The organism is Teredinibacter turnerae T7901, from assembly GCF_000023025.1.
GTDB lineage: Bacteria > Pseudomonadota > Gammaproteobacteria > Pseudomonadales > Cellvibrionaceae > Teredinibacter > Teredinibacter turnerae_B.
This window is the reverse complement of sequence record NC_012997.1, coordinates 695,251-716,543: the sequence shown is the minus strand read 5'-3', so window position 1 is coordinate 716,543 and position 21,293 is coordinate 695,251. Positions and strand designations below refer to the sequence as shown.

General features: G+C 52.0%; 14 protein-coding genes and 1 rRNA gene. 5 read left to right on the top strand and 10 right to left on the bottom strand.

The features are described from left to right. Window positions 1-45: 45 nt before the first annotated feature. The 4 genes from TERTU_RS03005 to TERTU_RS02990 form a co-directional block, all read right to left on the bottom strand. Window positions 46-885 (bottom strand): glycosyltransferase family A protein, encoded by an 840-nt coding sequence (locus TERTU_RS03005; RefSeq protein ID WP_015819188.1) that lies wholly within the window; start codon window positions 883-885, stop codon window positions 46-48. Between the two features lie 189 nt (window positions 886-1,074). Further along, window positions 1,075-2,605, bottom strand: a 16S ribosomal RNA gene (locus TERTU_RS03000). Between the two features lie 776 nt (window positions 2,606-3,381). Beyond that, window positions 3,382-4,302, bottom strand: a complete 921-nt coding sequence (locus tag TERTU_RS02995; protein ID WP_018016199.1) for a type 2 periplasmic-binding domain-containing protein — start codon at window positions 4,300-4,302, stop codon at window positions 3,382-3,384. A 402-nt stretch (window positions 4,303-4,704) separates the two neighbouring features. Beyond that, complete coding sequence (locus tag TERTU_RS02990) at window positions 4,705-5,133, bottom strand: hypothetical protein (RefSeq protein ID WP_028876285.1); 429 nt, start codon at window positions 5,131-5,133, stop codon at window positions 4,705-4,707. 86 nt (window positions 5,134-5,219) lie between these two features. Here TERTU_RS02990 and TERTU_RS02985 point away from each other — a divergent pair, with 86 nt between their 5' ends. Both TERTU_RS02985 and TERTU_RS02980 read left to right on the top strand, forming a co-directional pair. Next, window positions 5,220-5,453: a hypothetical protein gene (locus TERTU_RS02985; RefSeq protein ID WP_015819706.1), complete on the top strand. Its 234-nt coding sequence runs from the start codon at window positions 5,220-5,222 to the stop codon at window positions 5,451-5,453. A 140-nt stretch (window positions 5,454-5,593) separates the two neighbouring features. Further along, window positions 5,594-6,913 (top strand): GGDEF domain-containing protein, encoded by a 1,320-nt coding sequence (locus TERTU_RS02980; RefSeq protein WP_015818146.1) that lies wholly within the window; start codon window positions 5,594-5,596, stop codon window positions 6,911-6,913. Here the strand turns inward: TERTU_RS02980 and tyrS are convergent. After that, window positions 6,910-8,208 (bottom strand): tyrosine--tRNA ligase, encoded by a 1,299-nt coding sequence (gene tyrS / locus TERTU_RS02975; protein ID WP_015819788.1) that lies wholly within the window; start codon window positions 8,206-8,208, stop codon window positions 6,910-6,912. The two genes, TERTU_RS02980 and tyrS, sit on opposite strands and share 4 nt — an antisense overlap. 371 nt (window positions 8,209-8,579) lie before the next feature. Here tyrS and TERTU_RS02970 point away from each other — a divergent pair, with 371 nt between their 5' ends. Next, window positions 8,580-9,890 (top strand): OapA family protein, encoded by a 1,311-nt coding sequence (locus TERTU_RS02970; RefSeq protein ID WP_187148800.1) that lies wholly within the window; start codon window positions 8,580-8,582, stop codon window positions 9,888-9,890. Window positions 9,891-10,000: 110 nt separating this feature from the next. Then, entirely contained in the window at window positions 10,001-11,125 is a 1,125-nt protein-coding gene (locus TERTU_RS02965; RefSeq protein ID WP_015819570.1) for an anhydro-N-acetylmuramic acid kinase, read from the top strand. On the opposite strand, the gene TERTU_RS02960 is transcribed toward TERTU_RS02965, so the two are convergent. Continuing rightward, the gene (locus tag TERTU_RS02960) at window positions 11,113-11,790 is read right to left on the bottom strand and encodes an SOS response-associated peptidase (RefSeq protein ID WP_041590036.1); all 678 of its coding nucleotides are present in this window, start codon (window positions 11,788-11,790) and stop codon (window positions 11,113-11,115) included. The two genes, TERTU_RS02965 and TERTU_RS02960, sit on opposite strands and share 13 nt — an antisense overlap. A gap of 90 nt (window positions 11,791-11,880) precedes the next feature. Here TERTU_RS02960 and TERTU_RS02955 point away from each other — a divergent pair, with 90 nt between their 5' ends. Next, window positions 11,881-13,818 (top strand): sialate O-acetylesterase, encoded by a 1,938-nt coding sequence (locus tag TERTU_RS02955; protein ID WP_041590035.1) that lies wholly within the window; start codon window positions 11,881-11,883, stop codon window positions 13,816-13,818. A gap of 170 nt (window positions 13,819-13,988) precedes the next feature. Here TERTU_RS02955 and TERTU_RS02950 read toward each other — a convergent pair whose 3' ends face one another. The 4 genes from TERTU_RS02950 to TERTU_RS02935 all read right to left on the bottom strand — a co-directional run bounded on the left by TERTU_RS02950 (window position 13,989) and on the right by TERTU_RS02935 (window position 21,032). Further along, complete coding sequence (locus TERTU_RS02950) at window positions 13,989-15,332, bottom strand: DASH family cryptochrome (protein ID WP_015817477.1); 1,344 nt, start codon at window positions 15,330-15,332, stop codon at window positions 13,989-13,991. A gap of 38 nt (window positions 15,333-15,370) precedes the next feature. Next, a complete protein-coding gene (locus tag TERTU_RS02945) occupies window positions 15,371-16,369 on the bottom strand; it encodes an NAD(P)/FAD-dependent oxidoreductase (RefSeq protein WP_015820387.1) in 999 nt (332 codons plus the stop codon). A 297-nt stretch (window positions 16,370-16,666) separates the two neighbouring features. Further along, window positions 16,667-19,417: a beta-galactosidase GalB gene (galB, locus tag TERTU_RS02940; protein WP_015819694.1), complete on the bottom strand. Its 2,751-nt coding sequence runs from the start codon at window positions 19,415-19,417 to the stop codon at window positions 16,667-16,669. Window positions 19,418-19,757: 340 nt separating this feature from the next. Continuing rightward, the gene (locus tag TERTU_RS02935) at window positions 19,758-21,032 is read right to left on the bottom strand and encodes a hypothetical protein (protein WP_015818324.1); all 1,275 of its coding nucleotides are present in this window, start codon (window positions 21,030-21,032) and stop codon (window positions 19,758-19,760) included. Window positions 21,033-21,293: the final 261 nt, after the last annotated feature.

Here is a 21,293-nt window from a genome sequence, read left to right as displayed (position 1 = left end):
TACAACCTTCTCAAATTGAGAGATAAGCTCACAGGATGCACAACACTACCGCGCCTGTAACTCCATGAGCTGTTTGAGACTATAACGCGCATCCAATGCTTGCCACTGAACCAGATTTCCATCCGAGCGAACATTGCTGTGCTTAAGTGAATAACGCTGTGAAAACGCAATAGGCGTTGGCTTTTCAGCCGGCACCTTGGCTCGTCGGGTACGGGTTTTAACCCGCAGGGACATTGCCTTGAACCACAGGTCGTCCGCGCGTGGCGCTAGCGCATCATAGAGTTCACGTTGCGCAACGTCCGGATGAAGACAACCCGGCGGATAAAGCACGCCACTGTAGCCGATCGCTAAAGTATAAGGTGACGACTCTCCTGCAGAAACGCCTTTCCATTCCCAGTAAGGAAGAGCACAACCTTCAGCATCATAACGTACATGCCGACACTCGTTCCCAATAACGTCATCAGGATGCATCTGGTGTTCGGTCCACAATTTTTCAAGCCAGTTCGGCGGGTACATTACATCATCGTCACAGGTCACTATCACCTTATTGGCGAATAACCGATGAGACTCCACCAACTTACGATGGGCACAAGTTTCTTCTGAAAAGCGAACTTCGAACTTATCACTCAACAACCTCGAAACGGCCGCAGGAATTTGATTTTCCAGCGATTGATGAAGCCACAAAACAATTTTTTCCGGACTAAGAGTCTGGCAGAGGAGACTCCTGACCGTTAGATGGAGAATACTCAGCCGTGACGGAATAGAAGTGAAACTGACAATACAATTATCGGCCTTAGCTCGGCTTACACCTATCATCTGCTCACCACTCATACGGCTCAACTTCCAACTCAGTGCGAGCGATTTAGGCAGTTCTTTAAGCTTCATCGATAAACCTGTGGATTGTCTGACGTTCAAGTAATGCGCGAATGATAGTACATTGAACGCAAATACAGAAAGCGCCGCTCAGGCATCAGTAGGTATCTTTAAGGTAGATAAACAGGAAAGAGAATAAAGGAAGATTAACAAATAGTCAGGCAATGCGTGTGGGAACTTATGGGAGGTGTGCGTTATCGTTAAGGAGGTGATCCAGCCCCAGGTTCCCCTAGGGCTACCTTGTTACGACTTCACCCCAGTCATGAATCACACCGTGGTAACCGTCCTCCCGAAGGTTAGACTAGCTACTTCTGGTGCAACCCACTCCCATGGTGTGACGGGCGGTGTGTACAAGGCCCGGGAACGTATTCACCGTAACATTCTGATTTACGATTACTAGCGATTCCGACTTCATGGAGTCGAGTTGCAGACTCCAATCCGGACTACGAACTGTTTTATGGGATTAGCTCCACCTCGCGGCTTGGCAACCCTTTGTACAGCCCATTGTAGCACGTGTGTAGCCCAGGTCGTAAGGGCCATGATGACTTGACGTCGTCCCCACCTTCCTCCGGTTTGTCACCGGCAGTCTCCTTAGAGTTCCCAGCCGAACTGATGGCAACTAAGGACAAGGGTTGCGCTCGTTACGGGACTTAACCCAACATCTCACGACACGAGCTGACGACAGCCATGCAGCACCTGTCTCTAGATTCCCGAAGGCACCAAAGCATCTCTGCTAAGTTTCTAGGATGTCAAGACCTGGTAAGGTTCTTCGCGTTGCTTCGAATTAAACCACATGCTCCACCGCTTGTGCGGGCCCCCGTCAATTCATTTGAGTTTTAATCTTGCGACCGTACTCCCCAGGCGGTCTACTTACTGCGTTAGCTGCGCCACTAATCCCTCAAGGAGACCAACGGCTAGTAGACATCGTTTACGGCGTGGACTACCAGGGTATCTAATCCTGTTTGCTCCCCACGCTTTCGCACCTCAGCGTCAGTATCAGCCCAGACAGTCGCCTTCGCCACTGATGTTCCTTCAGATCTCTACGCATTTCACCGCTACACCTGAAATTCCACTATCCTCTGCTGTACTCAAGTTACCCAGTTCTAAATGCAGTTCCCAGGTTGAGCCCAGGGCTTTCACATCTAGCTTAAATAACCGCCTACGCGCGCTTTACGCCCAGTAATTCCGATTAACGCTTGCACCCTCCGTATTACCGCGGCTGCTGGCACGGAGTTAGCCGGTGCTTCTTCTGCAGTTAACGTCACAGATGCACGCTATTAACGTACAACCTTTCCTCACTGCTGAAAGTGCTTTACAACCCGAGGGCCTTCTTCACACACGCGGCATGGCTGCATCAGGGTTTCCCCCATTGTGCAATATTCCCCACTGCTGCCTCCCGTAGGAGTTTGGGCCGTGTCTCAGTCCCAATGTGGCTGATCATCCTCTCAGACCAGCTACGGATCGTCGCCTAGGTGAGCCATTACCTCACCTACTAGCTAATCCGACGCGGGCTCATCTGATAGCGTGAGGTCCGAAGATCCCCCACTTTCTCCCTTAGGACGTATGCGGTATTAGCAGTCGTTTCCGACTGTTGTCCCCCACTATCAGGCAGATTCCCACGCGTTACTCACCCGTCCGCCGCTTTACTCACCCGAAGGCTTTCACGCTCGACTTGCATGTGTTAGGCCTGCCGCCAGCGTTCAATCTGAGCCATGATCAAACTCTTCAGTTTAAAGAGTCGACATTCCAATGAATCAAGAATGTCTTAATTTTGTCTCAGTTAAACAAACTAACTTGCTTTAACCAATTACTCTGTTATCTCAACTGCGCAAACAGTTGAAACGACGTAATGAATTGTTGAGTTACTTGTTCACTGATAATACTTTTGCTTCCGAATAAGCTGACGCATCACCAGCCCACAAGCACCCACACGCATTGCTTGATCTAGTTGTTAAAGAACATGCAAACAGCACTGAGTGCGCTTTGTTTGCTGGCTGAGTAGCTGTGTGCCCCCAACCGAGGATGCGCATTATACGCATCTGCCAAAGCTTGGCAACAGTAAAGTTAAATTTTTTTTAAACCCGTAAATCAGCGTGGTTTGTTGGCCTCTTTACAAGCGTTAAACGCCATTAGCAGACAGAGGAATAACTCGGGGGCAGCGTTCACTTTTCTTGCGCACAACAAATAGCCAGGCTCGGCATTTATCTGAGAAAGCAGGAGCTCCAGCAAGAAGTCCAGGGGAAGTCGAAAAAGTAGCTTATGGTACTATTGACAATAAGCTAGTCTTGGCCGACAATAAAAGCGCTTTAAGACCGCACGGCTTTAATCGAGGTTTTCAGCAAAATCAGCCCCAATCACTGATTTCTGCTGCTCGGTTTTTTGTACAGAGCCTGCGCGGTTTTGGGCATTTTCTCCTGGCGCTGAGCTTCCTTGTTCGTAGCTCAGACATAGACCAAATTGGGTCTTAGTAGGTTAGGTTGTGAGGGTGGAGCATGCTCCACCCTTTTTTTATCGATGCGCGACCGGCGCCGCCCTCTCGTTGTTCAACTTATACCAATACCCTTGCTTATCCAGCTCGACTCGCTCATCCAGCCGCGGGTAAGGAATACTGATAACCTTGCGTTGCTCGAGGTTTGAATGGCGAATATATTCGCCGAAATGCCTCATAAAAAGCTCGTCGAAGGAGCCGTTTTCGTGGGCAGTACGCAATCCTTTCGTCAACGCAGCAGCGAGTTGTTCATCCCCCTTCCTAACAAAAAAATAAAACGCAGAGGGGTATCGCAACACCAAGTGCTGCTCTATCGCCAACCCCGGCTCACCTAAGAGAGACCATTCATCGTATATTTCGGTGATGGATCTGGGGAAAAAATCCACCCGGTTTTTCAGCAGCATCTGCACAACATTATCGCGATGTAAACCGGTGCGCAGCTCCAACCCCGCAGACGTTAAAATAGAGTTGTCGGGATAATCGTACCCCTGCCCTGCGATAAGATTACGAAGATCTTCAACTGAATCAACTTGCTGAAAAGCGGCCACATCTTCCGCGCGAACAAATAGAAGCCGCCAGCCAATCAACCCTTTCAAAAGTGGGATTTTTACCGCAGTGAGCGACCGCTCAAGCGCAGGTGTGGTATGGATCCACGCGACATCGTAAACGTGCTGCTGAAGGTTTTGACGATTCCGGTCAGCACTGGACATTGGCAGTCCATAAGGCTTTAGCACAAAAGGCAGTTCACTCGATTCCAAAGCGAGCGCCAGCAGACTTTCGAAGTAAGCCAAGCGGTTGTTATAGGCTTTACCACCGTCGAGCTTGGGATAGGTGACCACCACAGGTTCGGCACCAAACGCGCCTCGCCCCAACGCACAGAGCAATACACAGGTGCAGAACCAGCAGCCAAACCGGAAAAGTTTTGTAAATAATCTGACCAAAGAACAAACCTCAGGCAGTGCCAAGCACCGCAGACATGTTCGTTATTATTGTTATTTTATGGAAGAGCCTGTTTAAAAAGGGCTAACGTACAGCGCAACCCTAGCGACTGGCCACGCTATCAACATGGTATCCCGACGCTTTAACTCAACAACTCGGCAAAATAGCCGGACCTGCACTCACATGTCACTTTTGACTCAAAACAGGATTTTGAACCGTTTTAGCAGCGACTCACTTTGTACCAAGTCGCGTCAAGTGTACCTCGTTAATCCGGTTTTGGCAGCTAACCGCTCCCTATTGATGAATAGCCTTTTCTATAGAAGTTAGCCTGCATAAAGACTTACACGCAAACAAATATATTTGCGCGCCATCCTTGAAACGCACCTCACTTGTCCTCTACCGACTCAATGTTGGGTAGCATGGCCCGAAGAGCATAATTGAGTTAGTTCGTCGACCACATTATAAAGGGTTAACAGCTGTTCCCGGCGAGACGCATCAAGTGCCGAGTCCCCCGCGCCCAATAAAACGTAGTCCCGCATCAGCCGTAACAGGCACTCGGTCTCATGCTGACAGCCGATAGCTACTAGAACGCGGCAGAGTTTGTCTCCGGCATCAACCAAATGGTTAACCGCGAAGTAAGCGTTGACCTTGCACCCCGGGTGCACATGCATAAGCGCAAGCTCCCAAGCGCAACCGAAAAACGCGCGCGCATAGCTGTGCCGATTTTCCTTAATTGCATGTTGGCCATTGCGCATGGCGCCCTCCCAGCAACTCAGCGCCTCCCAAGGCTGCGCGGCCAACGCCGCACGGTGCCGAGAACATAAATATTTCATAACCAGCCTCACTTTAAATGCGAACAATTATCATTTATATTAAAGCTGGTTCGTTTTTATTGCAACCCATACGGGAGTCAACCACAGTGCCAGACAGAATCACGCTTGAAATGGATACCCAAAGTCTGTTCAGCCTATTGGCTGGCCGACAAATAACCCTCGCGGAAATCCATTGTCCTGAAAAATCTCAAAAAGACGTGGTAATGCGATTCGTGCTGGAACTCACCAAAGCACAATTGCAAAAAAATTCGAAACTGATGGTTTCCGGCCAAACCTCTGGGGCAAATGGCGTGAAAACTGTTAAAGTACGTACAAGGTGAGAGGTTATGATTCGTTGCACCTCAACTGGCGCGAATATCTACCAATACGCAATTATCGACTAAGGTAGTTATAAAGACTCGTTAGGTACCCGCGTCGAGCGTACGAAAGCCATCACAACAACCTAAAAGTATGGATACTTATGCCTAGCTCCCCGTCCCAGATTAGGCTGCGCTGGATCTATATAGCGTTTTTATTGTCCCTTCTGGCGATTCTCGCACACGGGTTGATCCCGCATCGCAAACTTGAGCTTATTCCAAGCGCCGACATTACGAGTCTCTATTCTGACGAGCAAAGTGGCGGCAACACACGAGCCGAGTGGATCGACCGGGACAGCTACCACTTTCGTTGCACCTACATTGATGAGCCTGCTTCATCAAAATATTGCGGTATGAACATCGCCCAGGGCGATGGTTTAAAGCAAGGCGTAGACTTTAGCCACTTCAAATATATCGCGCTCAACCTGGAGTACACCGGCAACGCGCCGATTTTACGCGTCTATTTTCGTCACTATGGGGAGAACTACTCGACCCGCTCTGACAGTCAGCGGACGGCGAAATACAACCGCAGTCTGATTCCCATCGAGCACCTGCACGGCACACTCACCCTAAACATTCGCCAATTTACCGTAGCCGATTGGTGGATAGCCCGATATGGCGCAACACAGGAACTCCTGCAGCCAGAGTTTACGAACATTATCAACCTCGGTATCGACACTCCCGCCAACACACCTGTGGGTGTACACGAATTTCGCGTGGTGTCCATGGAAGCGCATGGGGAGTGGATATCCAGAGAGCACTGGTATTTGGTTATTGGCTGCTTCTGGTTCGTTGCGCTGCTGTTGGTGTCGTTTCAAAAGTACGTCACGCTCAGGCGCCAGGTGAGTGATAGCGCGCAAAAATTAAACGAAGCCATCACCAAAGCGCGCAAACTCGAGGCTGAATCAGCCAAATACCGAGAACTTTCACAAATCGATCAGCTTACTCAAACCCTAAATCGGCGCGGCCTGATGCAAACGATCGACCGTTACGACCATGCAAAGAGCTGGTTCTCTACCGCCGTTATCCTTCTGGACGTCGACCACTTCAAACAAATAAACGACAACTATGGCCACAACTCCGGCGATAAAGTACTCGCTCAGATTGGCCGGATCTTGCGGGAGAACGTACGTACACAGGATGATGTAGGGCGCTGGGGAGGAGAAGAGTTTATTCTTGTTTGCCCCAAAACAACGGCGGCAGGGGCTACCGCCATCGCAGAAAAGATTCGTGCGATTATCGACTACAAAACCTTCTCCATCGAAAATGATTTTCGTGTATCTGTCAGCGTGGGTATCAGCATTGGCCATCGCAGTGAACATTTCGAAGACGTGTATCACCGCGCCGATCACGCCCTCTACGAAGCCAAAAACAGCGGCCGCAACTGTGTGGTTGTAGCCGCCGAGGATGCAACTATAGCTTAGCGTGAGAAAAGGAAGTTTTTCTTTTTACCGAGCTTAACCAGGTAAAAACGGTCATATAAGGCTCGCTCCACCGCGAAGCAGACACTGGCATTCATGTTGTCCTCTGCCCCATAGGCAGTACCGTTTATAAATACGGCCTTGCGCCCGAGGGCATCTTTCGCCTCCCTCGCAGCTTTCACCATCCCGCACTCGGCTAATAGTGACGTTAGCGGCTTGTCTGCGTAATCCGACGGGAGATCGCCTGACGGCAGTCCATCGAGCGCCAACTGCTCCAGATCGGTCTCGCTCAAATCTGCCAGATCACCACTGAACATCGCTTGGGTAATACGTTGCGCAGCAGCGAGCCCCTCATCTCCGTGAACCAGTCGGGTAACTTCTTCTGCCAAAATGCTCTGTGCTTGCGGGCGACCTTCAGCAGCTTTGTCGGTATCCTCAATTGCGTTAATCTCCGCAACGGAAAGAAAAGTGAAATACCGCAAAAACTTGTAGACATCGGCGTCGGCTGTATTCAGCCAAAACTGATAAAACGCATATGGAGAGGTTTTCGCTGGGTCCAACCAAATAGTACCTGTTTCAGTTTTACCAAACTTGGTTCCATCGGACTTGGTCACCAGCGGTAGTGTAAGACCAAATACCTGCCCACCGTGCAGCCTGCGGGTCAGATCGGTACCACCTGTAATATTGCCCCACTGATCAGAGCCGCCAATTTGAAGGGTACAATCGTATTGCTTGTACAGTTCGGCAAAATCGTATGATTGCAGAATCATGTAGGTAAACTCCGTAAAGGAAATACCCTCACCTTCCCGGTCGAGGCGCTGTTTGACCGATTCCTTCTGCACCATATTATTGATAGAAAAGTGCTTGCCAACATCGCGTAAAAAGTCCAACACGTTAATTTGGCCAATCCAATCGAGATTGTTGACGACTTCCGCGGCGTTCTCGCCGCAGTCAAACTCGATAAACTGCGACACCTGGCCGCGCAGTTTATCGACCCAGCCGGCGACGATATCCGGGGTATTCAATTTACGCTCTTGCGCTTTAAAACTCGGGTCGCCTATCAGTCCCGTCGCACCGCCCACCAGCGCCAGAGGCTTGTGGCCTGCCATTTGGAATCGTTTAAGCGTGAGCAAAGGCACCAGACTGCCAATGTGCAAACTGTCTGCGGTTGGATCGAATCCACAATACAGCGTTCGCGGCTGCTCCAGCCAGGCGTGAAGGGCATCGTCGCCAGTCATCTGCGCCACCAGGCCGCGGGCCTGTAAATCTTCCAGGAGTTCGTTGCTTGCCGCTGTCATTGGGATTTACCTTACATTCTGAGGAAAATGAGAAAGGCGCAAACCATACCGAAAAAGACTACTAAAACAAACCTCCGGCAGTGAGAAACTGATATATCTCACAAGCGAAACCTTCCTTCCCCAAGCCCCACTCTTCTGCTCGGTTCTGGCGAATGAGAACTCGAGACTAAATTGACATAAACACGAATTTTTACAGAGCAGCAGGGTGATATTTCGCCATTTTTCTGTTATAACTTTTGTAGTTACGCTCTCAAATTCGCCGACGTCTGAAGAAGCCAATGCAACCTATTGATCTTAAAAGAAATTCGCGAACCTCATCTCGCAAAGCGACTAACACAAAAGCCACTAAAGCTTTTCGATTATTACCCCGTATGCACCTAGTTGTGGTAGGCGGCTTGTCTTTGGCGCTGGCAACCACGTTGATGCTGCCGAGTAAAGAAACCCAGGCGAAACGCCAGCAGGAAATTGTGATTCCTGCATTAGCAGAAGCGCTAGAAACCTCCGGCCACGTTGGGGCTGCCACCGCGCCGGAGCCCACTGCCCCGATCGAGCCCGAAACCATCGTCCGAGAGGAAACCGTAAAATCCGGCGATAACCTTTCTTTACTTTTCAAGCGCGCCGGACTCACCGACCGCGATATGATGGAAGTTCTGGCGGCAGAAAACGGTAAGAAACTCGCAGCCTTGTACCCGGGCCACACCGTAGCGTTTACGCTCTCTAGAGACGGTAAGCTCGAAGGCCTTACCTACACCAAGGATCGCCTCACCAGTTTCAGTTTTACCCGTGCCGACAACCTGTTCACCTATAGCGAACAAAAACGCACACCTGACGTTCAAATTTCCACCCGTTCCGGGGTAATCACTGAATCTCTGTTTCTCGCCGGTAAAGAGGCGCAGCTTGACGATCGCCTAGTGATGGAGCTTGCCAGCATATTTGGTTGGGATATCGATTTCGTATTGGATATCCGCCAGGGCGACAGTTTCAAGGTCGCCTACGAGGAAAGCTATATTGATGGTGAAAAAATCGGCAACGGCAACATAGTCGCCGCGGAATTTACCAACCAAAACAAAACCTACCGGGCCGTTCGCTATGAGGATGCCAACGGTAACGTTCAATACTACACACCCGCTGGCGATACCATGCGCAAGGAGTTCTTGCGCACCCCCATCGAATTCGCCCGTATCAGTTCACCGTTCAATTTGAAGCGTAAACATCCGGTACTCAATAAAATTCGCGCCCATAAAGGTACAGACTACGCAGCCGCGCGCGGGACCCCGATTAAAGCTGCCGGCGACGGCAAGGTAATCTTTGCTGGCCGCAAAGGTGGATACGGCAACGTCGTTATTATCCAGCATGGGCAAACCTACAAAACGCTGTACGCCCATATCAGCAAATTTCGCAAAGGTATTCGGGCTGGAGCCCGCGTCAAACAGGGTCAGACCATTGCTTATGTAGGGTCAACGGGGCTGGCAACCGGTCCTCACCTGCACTACGAATTTTACGTAAACGGCTCGGTTCGCAACCCGGTTACTGTTAAGCTACCGAAAGCCAAGGCCATTGCCAAAGCCGAGCTGCCGCGGTTTCTCAACGCAACCCAGCCTCTGCTGGCCGAGTTGGACCCCACCTCGGGCAGTACAAAACTCGCAGACAGCCATACAATAAGTACGACGAAGAATTTATAATCGTTGTCGCTGACGCACAGACCAGCGCACGTTCTGCGCGGGTCTGTGCCAGCTTTCCACAGCTCCTCTAACCGATCTCGTTCACCTACCAGCAGCTCACGAGGCACTATATGGCAGAGGCGAAAAGCCTTTTTATTGGCCTGATGTCCGGCACCAGTGCCGACTCAATCGATGCGGGACTGGTCGAGTTCAGCGAAAACTCATTTCGCCTCCTGGCCACGTACGACCTCCCCTACGATCCGCGCACCCGCCAAAAAATATTTGATCTGGCGCGCCCGGGCGATAATGAAATCGACCGCATGGGCGCCCTGGATCGCCAACTGGGTATGTTATTCGCCAAAGCAGTCAACCAGCTGTTGGAAGAAAATCAGCTTCGAGCGGAACAGATTACCGCCATTGGCAGCCACGGCCAGACTATTCGCCACAGAACACACAGCGCCGGAACCCCTGAACAGTTTTCTCTTCAGATCGGTGACCCCAACACTATCGCCCAGCTCACAGGCATCACTACAGTTGCGGACTTTCGCCGCAGAGACATGGCCGCCAGTGGACAAGGTGCACCGCTCGCACCCACATTCCACCACGCAATGTTTTCGAGCTTGAAGGAAAATCGATGCATTCTGAACATCGGGGGCATGGCAAACATTACATACCTGCCAACTGACGGCAGTGTCCTCGGTTACGACACAGGCCCGGGCAACGCACTGATGGACGCCTGGATTAACAAGTTCGGCACCAAGCGTTTCGATAAGAATGGTGAATGGGCGGGTGACGGCAAGATTAATCACGAACTCTTGGACACATTGCTCAGCCACTCGTTTTTCAAAATGCCTGCCCCGAAAAGCACCGGCAGAGAAGATTTCAACGTTCATTGGGTTAACCAGGCCGTGGAAGCGACCATAACGCCGTTTACCCCACAGGATGTTCAAGCAACACTCACGGAACTCACCGCGATCACCATAGCCGACGCCATTCGCCACTCCTGTACGACGGGCACTCATATTTACGCGTGCGGCGGCGGGGTGCACAACAGAGTGCTATTTGCCCGCCTCGCTGAACTCCTGCCTGGCTACACGCTATCCACCACCGACGATTTGGGATTACACCCGGATTGGGTTGAAGCGGTGGCATTTGCCTGGCTGGCGATGCGCACCTTGAATAAACTGCCAGGCAACCTTCCTGCCGTTACAGGAGCCGATCATCCACTCATTTTGGGCGGCGTTTATTTCGCGTAATCAGGCCCATCGTCGCTCAGCGGGTCAAGCAGGCTTGCACCGGCTTCACTCGCTTTGTTCACGCGTTTACTCACCGGGTAAAAGCTGAGATCCGCTCGCAACTCTCCGTGTGAAAGCGGTGCAAATTCGTAACCTCCTTCAAGCCAGGGGCGAGCGTTTTGCTCATTCAGAAAAACCGGCATTCGATGGTGCAGTTCGCTCATTTTCCCAGAAGCAGGCTCGGTTAACACGGTAAACGACACCATCTCACCCCGCTGCTCCCATAAACCCGCCATAGCAAGAATTTCCCCGCCATGTTGCTGTCTCACAAAGTACGGTTGCTTTCCATCGCCGCTTTGCACCCATTCGTAATAACCCAAAATGGGGACCAGGCAGCGTCGCTTGGCGTTCCAGGTACTGCGGAAAGTGGGTTTTTCAGCAACCGTTTCTATACGGGCATTAAAAGTTGCGAATTTAGGGCTGGCATCTTTAGACCATGATGGCACCAGTCCCCAGCGCATTGCGTATGTCCCGGCTGCGCATACCACCGGCACACTCTGTGTAGGTGCTATATTAAAACCTGTGGGTGCAACCGGCTCGCCATGCTCTATGTTCGCCGGCCAATGCTTTAAAATAGAAACCCAACGGTGCATATCTTGAACGTGATTGGCAAACCGTCCACACATATGTGCCACCTCTTCCTAGCAATTTGGAAGAAATATAATACTAAGTCTCAAGGCTTCTGCCACTTGCCAAAACAAAAAGCGAAAAAAACTATGAAGAACTTGCTGTTGTTACTGTTCACCCTCTCTTTCGCCCTCGCACAATACGCCAATGCTGCGGTCAAGCTGCCTCGCTTGCTCAGCGACGGCTTGATTCTACAGCGCGAAACTCCCAACACCATTTGGGGCTGGGCTTCGCCAAATGAAAAAATCTCTGTCTCCGTTGACGGAAAAACATTCAAGGCGAAAGCCAGCACCAGCGGCGACTGGTCTGTAAAAATTCCTGCCTACGATGCCGGCGGTCCATACACGATCTCCGTCGAAGGCGAAAACACCCTGACAATCAAAGACGTTTACTTTGGTGATGTGTGGGTTGCTTCCGGCCAGTCGAATATGCAAACCACGCTCAACAGAATCGAAGAAAGATACCCCGACCTGGTAGCCAACGCTAACGACCCACTTATTCGTGAATTTACCGTTCCCAGAGAAATGAACTTCAAAGGCCCGCAAAAGGATATAACGGGTGGAGAATGGCAAGCCAGTGTGAGCGACAAAATCGGTGAGCACTCTGCAGTGGCCTATTTTTTCGCAAAAAAAATACAGGAAAAACAAAATGTACCCGTAGGTATTTTAGGAGCGAACTTCGGGGGCTCACCAGCCGAGTGCTGGATTAGTCGCGACGACCTTAAACAATACCCTGCGCAATACAAGTCAATCGAGAATTTTGACGACGATGGGTATCTTCAGTCCATAAAAGATGCTGATCAACAGGAAAGCAATGCCTGGTTCGCCAAGCTCAACGGTGGCGACAAAGGTATGCAGGGAAAAGTTAAATGGTACGAAAACTCGTACGACGATGATCAGTGGAAAAGCCTGAACATGCCCTCTGTATGGGCGGACGAAGGCATTAAGCCCATGACAGGCATCGTCTGGTTTCGCAAAGAAATCACCCTACCAGATAGCGTAAAAGACCAGGACGCGTTTCTACGCCTCGGCGTTATTGTCGATGGTGATACCGCATACATCAACGGCGAACAAGTAGGCAGCACCGGGTACCGATACCCACCGCGCCGCTACAAGGTCAAGCCCGGCGTGGTCAAACCCGGTAAAAACATTATCACCTTGCGTGTTCAGGTAGATAATGGCCAGGGCGAATTTGTTTCCGAAAAACCCTATTACCTGCAAGTAGGCGATACTAAAATCGACCTGAAAGGTGAGTGGAAATACAAAGTCGCAAACGTTATTGAGCCACCCAAACCGAAACGCTTCATTCCCTGGAACGAGCCACTCGGTTGCTACAATGCAATGCTCGCCCCACTCTTTAATATGAATATTAAAGGCGTTATCTGGTACCAGGGTGAATCGAATACGGGCAATCCGCAAGAGTACGCAACACTGTTTCCACACCTGATCAAAAGCTGGCGTAGAGATTGGAATCAAGGCGACTTCCCCTTCCTGTTCGTGCAGCTAGCCAATTATATGAGCGACCCGCAAGAGCCATCTGAGAGCCAGTGGGCAGCCACACGTTTTGCCCAATTTCAAACACTGGACAAGGTCGACAACACCGCTATGGCAGTGATCTCCGATGTCGGCGAATGGAACGATTTACATCCACTCAATAAAAAAGCCGTTGGTGAACGCCTGGCGCTTGCCGCCGAAGCTTTAGCCTACGGCAACACGGATATTGAATATTCTGGCCCCCTGTTCAAAAACCTGGAGCGTAAAAAGAATAAGCTGATTATCAGTTTCGATCACGTCGGCGACGGACTTATTGCCAAAGACGGAAAGCTCGGCGGATTTGCGATTGCCGGCGAGGATGGAAAATATGTCTGGGCGAAAGCGAAAATCAAGAAAGGCAAAGTAGTGGTGTGGAGCAAAGAGGTAAAAAATCCGGTGAGTGTTCGCTACGCGTGGGCTAACGATCCCAACACTGCAAACCTGTACAACAAAAACGGCCTTCCTGCATCCGTGTTTGAGGCAACCGTGAACTAGCGTTAGTTTAAGCTCTCGCTAACGTAAAGCCGGTTTTGCACAACCGGCTTTTTTATGGCTGAAAGAAATTGATAGGTAACACAGGGATTATCCCCTATTAACCCGGCGATTAACTTTGCAACGTTCATTGCCAAGTTAATAAGAATCACAATTCACTCGGTTGGTCTGCCTCATTCGTCCGCTAAAGGCCAATCCGCCGCATCCACCGAATTCACCTCAGCCGTTGCGCTTTCTCCGCCCCACTTAGCGATAAAGTCGCCCTCCGGGTCGAATATTTCCCGTTGTTTATCCAAATTAAAATGTCGTCCACCGCGCGGATCCGCTCCGACGCCCGCAATGTACTGCCAGTTGCCCCAGTTGGATGCGACATCGTAGTCGATAAGTTGCTGCTCAAAATAAGCCGCACCGTAGCGCCAGTCCAGCGCCAACTCGTTAACCAGACAGCTGGCTGTGATCTGTCGCCCGCGGTTGGACATATATCCCGTGACGTTGAGTTGTTTCATCAATGCGTTCACCAACGGGAATGGCGTACTGCCTTCACACCACTGCATAAACCGCTGTGAGTAAAAGGTGTTCAGCTTTTTACTACCGTTAATGCCATCCCGCGCAAACAAACGGGCTCCATGTAAATACGCCGACCACTGAAAGTACTCTCGCCACAATAACTCGAAACTTATCCAGTAGGTGGATTCATTCGCCGAATATTGTGCTTCATACTCACCCAACGCGAGTAAAACTTGATTAACCGACAGGCAACCATTCGCAAGCCAGGGCGATAATTTAGTGGAATTACCCCAGCCATCCAGTGCGTTCCGTACAGTTTTGTACTCGCTGGGCGCCGTTGTATGAAAATACCCCTGCAATTGCTGAATGCCAGCCTCAGCCCCGCCTTTGAATATTGATCTGCTTTGGTGTTTCAGTAACTCCCGTCTAAAGGTGTGGTCGCGTTTCAGCCCCCGGGGCGGCGGCGGAAGATCGCAAACGGGCAACAGGTTCCGGATATCGGCCAGCGGTTCCACTTTTTTTCTAAACTGCGAAAAGGTTTTTGGCAGATCGGTGAGCGGAAAGGGCAGAAGATCTTCGTCGTTAAACAACGTATGGGTCGCGATATCCTTAAAGCTGATTAGGCGATAGCGGCGCTGCAACATTGCCCACTGCTTGTATTCGTAGAAGCCTGCTTGTCGACTGCGTACAACCAAGCCGGGATCATACTTACCAATTAACTGCGCCATCGCCTGCAACGGCGACTCTCGAAGAACGAGCAACGTCTGGCCGACAGCATTCAGATCGACGGACAATTGCGCGAGCGATTCCTGTAAAAATCTGTCTCGCATCGGCCCCATGGATCTGAGGCCGTAGCGATTGGGTGCATACAAGCGAGGATCAAGAATGTAAACGCAGATTAAGGTCTCACACGACTGGGCCGCATAATTCAATGCAGCGTTGTCGGTGATTCGCAGGTCGTTGCTAAACCAGAACACACCGACTCTGCTCTTGGGCAATATCGCAGCCACTCAATACCCCTCTCGCTATGGCCCGTTGCTTGATCAGCTCATAGCCCAGTCAGAATCTGCTCAGCCGCAGCCAGGCCAGATAAATAAGCGCCCTCGACTCGGCCACCAGCGACCCAGTCACCCGCCACAGCCAGCCCAATGTCAGAATCAACAATGCAGGCTTGCGCCAACGGTTGCCCTATAACCCTCGCGAAGCGCCAAAAATGACTATAGTGCTCTACTACCGTCAGTGGTCGTGAGCGGTATCCGGACAGTGCTCGATTCAGCCATTGCGATCCAGATTCCACCAGATCCAGCGCGGTATTTTTACCCTGTATTTCCGACCAATTGCCGGCGAAATGCAGCATCCACAGATCGTCCCAATGTGCGGACGAATCTCGCATCGGACGCGACGATAAGCGGGATACCCAGGACACGAAATCGTCGCCAAAAAAGCCCTTTATGTCGCTCTCCACATGTCCGCGTGTCGCCAGCGCCAGCGCCCAACACGCCTGGTGAACCTCGGTGGGAATACGGGACGCAATCTCATACTCGTGCAGCAAAGCTTTGCTCTGGTTAGCAGGTAAACACACAATCACCCGATCAAATCGTGCTTCATCTCCCGTTGAATCATTGCCTGTGACCACATGCCACTGCCCGTTAGCGACTAACAAGCGCTCGACTCGAGAGTTAAGACGCACGTCCAGATTTTCGGCAAGTTCATGCGCCGCGCTGTTCATTGCCGGCACCCCCACATAGCGGGTCTGGCCATCCTCCCGCGCGCGCAACCCTGTCTCGCACAGTTCGTAGGGGGAGAACGACCAGGGTTCCACCACTCCAGCACGCAACCACTCGGCCACCTTCGTGCGAAACCGTGGATCACGCGCAGTAAAGTACTGCGCGCCTAAATCCAGCGATGCCCAAGGCAGTCGTTTATTCGCCAAGCGGCCGCCGACGCCTCTGGACTTTTCGAACACACGCACCTTGGCGCCCTTTGCCTGCAACAGGTTTGCAGCAGTCAGGCCAGCCAAGCCTGCACCAATAATCGCAATATTCATGGTTCAGTTTTGTAGTAGTTTAGGAGTGGTGTTACGAAACGGCGATAGGTTTGGTTTAAACCGGAATACGCCGACTCAATCCGCATTCTTTCGGCGATGCTCGGCATTTCAACATACCCGAAGCAATGATACTCGCCCCACAATCCAGACAAACAAAAAGAATCGGGAACACGAAGACAGAGCCGGCAGAGTTTTTCTTGTGCAGGCCAGTTTCGATGGCGCCATTAACGGCGAAGAAGAGGTTGCGGTAGCGTTATTGTGAAGTACTAAAAATTAACGCTACCGCTCGGACAGGCACTATTTCTTGCTGTTCAGATCTATCATGGCGGAAGAAAGGTTCTCGCCAGCAACAGTCACGTTGATGGTACCGGTGCTACCAGGTTTTGCACGCACGATGGCCAAAGCAAGTCCATTAAACGCGGAACGTTTCGCCGATGGGAATGCCACAAGATCTGTAGCATCACCATTGTCAGTGGCAACCAACTCGCCTGCCCCACTTACCGTAAACGTCAACGCAGGTTTCGCGGTGGGAACCATGCGGCCGTTTGCATCCACCACGGTTGCAGTGACAAAAGCGAGGTCTTTGCCATCCGCTTGAATGCCGGCGCGATCCACAGTCAAGGTTAAGCCTGCGGGTTCACCCGTTGTCACCACAGAGTCTGTCGCCCATTCTTCACCGTTTTTGTAAGCGACCACGCTCACCTCTCCCGGCTGATAGACAACATCGTCCCAACGCAGTCGATACTCCAGATCGCCCTTTTGCTTGCGCCCTTGGGATTTGCCGTTGACAAATAATTCAGCTTCATCGCCGGACGTAAAAACGTGCACAGGCGTGACCTTGCCCACCCGATCTGGCCAGTTCCAATGGGGCAGAATATGAGCCATGGGGTAGTCGGGGCGCCAGTGGGCCTGATAGAGATAGAAGCGATCTTTTTTGAACCCGGCGAGATCTATGACGCCAAAATACGAACTGCGCGCAGAATAATAGGGTGTGGGTTCGCCAAGATAATCCCAACCGCTCCACACAAACCCACCAGCAACATACGGATGCTGCGCAAGCGAGCGAAATACCTTATCGGCAGATGAGCCAAAAGGTGCGGTATAGAGTTCATAGGCACTGACCTGGGCAGAAGTTGGATCTCCGCCTTTGCCATCGGCAACCGGCGCACTGATGCCACGCGCCACCGGAAATAAATATTCTCCGCGCGAACTCACCGCGGCCGCGTTTTCACTGCTAAAAATCGCCTTGCCCGGAAATGCTTTGTGAAACTGCGGGTAACTTGGCGGCGTACGAATACCGTTTAAATGCGCGTAGGCCTCCGCATCGCGTATGCCCTCTCCCTGGTAATTCAGGCTAATGGTATCCATAGTTTCGGGGAAAGGCATGTGCGCTTTGGCGTAATTCATCGACGCCGCCGTCGGCCGGGTCGGGTCCTCCGAATGCGCAATATCATGCAAGCGCTGGCCGACTTTTGCTCCGTCGGTGTCGGTGTACTGCTCGCCCACTTCGTTGCCTACACTCCACATAAATACGGAGGGATGATTGCGGTCGCGGCGAATCATCGAGCGCAAATCGGCTTCTGACCAGTCGTCGAAGATCAGATGAAAATCCAGCGGCGTCTTTTTGCGCTGCCAGGAATCAAACACCTCATCAATCACCAGAAAACCCATTTTATCGGTGAGCGTGAGCAGCTCGCGGGCAGGTGGGTTGTGAGCCAGACGGATTGCGTTGGTTCCCATTTCCTGCAACAGCTCCAATTGCCGTTGCGCCGCTCGCACATTAAATGCGGCACCCAGCGCGCCCAAGTCGTGGTGTTGGTTCACCCCCTGAAGATAAATAGGTTCACCGTTGACGAGCACGCCGAGGTTCGGATCAATCTCGATAGTACGTATCCCGAACGGGGTACGGTACTCATCGACTACCTTGCCTTGCGCGACTACTTTGGTAATCGCCACATAGCGGTTCGGTGTCTGGGTTGGCCGCGGCCCCCACAGTTTGGGATTTATCACCCTGAAGCGAGAATCTACCGTTGCCGCACCCTTGCCTTCGACATCTGTGCTAATCGGCCCCACTTTCGCGACCGCCGCTCCCACAGGCTCGTCCTGCTCGTTCAGTTCGAAAACATCGGTTTCGACTTGCACCGATGCAGCGGCAGGCGATTGATTATTCAACGCGACAGACAAGCGCACTGTCGCTTCCTGTTCATCCGCCGCACTAACAACAATGTTCGTCCCCCACTGCGCCACGTGCACCGGCTGTGTTTTTTCCAGCCATACATTGCGGTAGAGACCGCCGCCGGGGTACCAGCGGGAGGATGCGGGCGGATTATCCACCCGAATTGCAATTTGGTTCGGTTTACCTATCTCCGCGTAAGGGGTGAGGTCCACGCGCCAGGAGGCGTAACCATAGGGCCAACCGCCCACCAAATGACCGTTGAACCACACCATTGCGTATGACATGGCCCCGTCAATATCCAAAAACAGGGATTTACCGGCATCCGCTTCCGTCAACATAATCTGCTTGCGATACCAGCCAACACCGGGGCTTGGCAGTCGGCCCATGCCACCGCCAACCGGTGCCTTATCACCCTCGTAAAACGGCCCCTGAATTGCCCAGTCGTGAGGGACGGAGACTGTCTGCCAGTTGCGATCGTCGAACTCTGCCTGAATAAACGGGAAATCGCCGTGGGGAGGCATGCTTGCGGGGGCGGCATAATGCTGAGCCGGGTCGGCAATAAACGGGTTCGCCATCGGCAAAATCCAGGGGCGTAATACATTGCTCCCGCCGTGTACGGTTACCGCCTCGGTCGGCTTCGCATCGGCGGCTTTATCGTCCTGGTGCTCACTGTGATCCGGGCGGATGTCGTACACAAGCCCATCGGCGTCAGCGGCGTCTTCATACTTCATAAAACGCCAGCCATCGTCCAACAGAATCCGCTCCCGCGGCGAAGAAGCTGACTCGTTTGAGGGCTTGGTCCATATACACGCGCTGAGCATGCCTGCTGATATGGCGAGAGCCAGCCCAACTACGGCGGCTTTTGTTCTCATAGAGATCTCCCGGTGACGTTGATTTATAGTTATATGGCGCCTGTTGATGCACTTGCATAACTCGACTACGCGCAAACCTCACACTAGTATACATGCAATTAATTATGCCAGTTACAAACGACGCCAGACGGACTGGGCTCAATGATAAGCGTTACATTTTTTGGGGGGTACTGACCGGCTTCGGCTGCTACAGCCCAGGGAGATTCTACGTTCTCTAACTGAAGTCCTGTTAAGCAAAGCCCTGTCAAGTGTAGGACTGTTTCACATTTGCTGCGAACGGCACAATGGCTTCGACTCAAAGCGCAAAAATCAGCCGCTATTGGCGACCGCTCTTTCACTTTTAGACCTGATGACCACCAAGCTCCAGGTCAGGCTCATCATCCAGTTCCACGCCACTGTCACGACATTTTTCCAGACACATACCGATAAGCTTAATAATACCGTGGAGCGTACTCATCGCAGAACCTACGATCATAAGCACCACACCGATGTTCACCGTCGGGTCATCCTCATCGTCCTGCCGATCAGCCGACACGATAGTGCCATACACGTAAAGTACCCCTCCGATACATTTCAGGAGTGAGGCTAACAATGCCGCGATGGGTTTTAGGTAAGCCGTGTAGCTCTTTCCCTGCGTGATGTTGGTAATGAGGATATCCAACTGCAGAATAATGTTAGTGGCTTCGGTCAACGCCCAGGTGGCGGTGGATAAAACCCCAGCCAAGGAGGCCGACGCCTCGTGTTTTAGCAGTTCCAGAATAGCGGATTCAATACCGTACGCACCGCTGGCCATGTTCGATAACCCCATGAGCACAGTGTAACCAGCCTCTCGCTTATCCTCAGACGCGGTTGCGCTGCCTAGCTGATTTAGTCCGTCAAACAGCAACTTACAGCCGCTGGCTAACACCCCACTACTGCCAATAGTCAGCAGGGCGGAGGACTCAGCGGTATCCGAAATGGTATTGGCGACAGCCCCCAGCAGGTTGGAGCTATCACCAAAAGTACGGCCGCCGAAGGCTTTGTCACGTATGCGCTCGCCAATACCTCGCGGCTCTTCTTCCCCCATGTCGATAATAAAGTGATCTGGATGCTCGACATCATTCTCCGGCACCAGCGCTTCATCCAGCCCATCATGGTCAAGTGGGTTTAGTGGCGGGTTTATTAGTGGGTCTTGATCCTGGTGATGCGGCGGGACAAATATTTCTTGATTGGGAGCGTCCGGCTGCACGTTGTTCGCAGGGTTTGGCGCGGGGCGTGGTCTGCGGCCAACCGGGCGGGGAGCTTTACCCTGTTGACCGATAGTGCGCCTGCGCCGATCCTCGTCCTTCGGTTTGTTCCGCTTGGGTATTTGTGGCCGCCCCCGCGCCTTGTAGTTGCTCTGGCGGCCCTTAAAATCACCACCACCAAATTGCGCGATTCCGGAGTTAGCCTTTGCAGCACCGCGATTCGACACCTCCGTGCTCGGATCACTGCCACGCGGCGACCGCAGCTTTGCCAATAATTGCAAACGGTGCTCAGGCATTGATCGCAGATCGCGAAACTGACACGCCGCTGCCGCCGTCGCCGACATGTGAGCGGGGTGCGCGCTGGACGCTTCTCTTTCAGACTTTTCCACATGGGGCTCCGCAGTATTGGTGAATACGCGTTAAGCTGGCACCAACGCCGGTCTTGCCGCTATGGAGCCGCGCTCGGCGTGCGTATTTTTGCGTGAACTGATGCCGCTACCGGAATTTGCCCCGGGCAGCGATATACGAACAGGAATAGTGCAAACCGGTTAGCACGAAATGAAATGAAAAAGCGTTATGAGCCTATAAATCTCTTTCATTCGACGGGAGATGTCATTCGTGACAGAGCGACGAGCACGGTGATCGGCCGC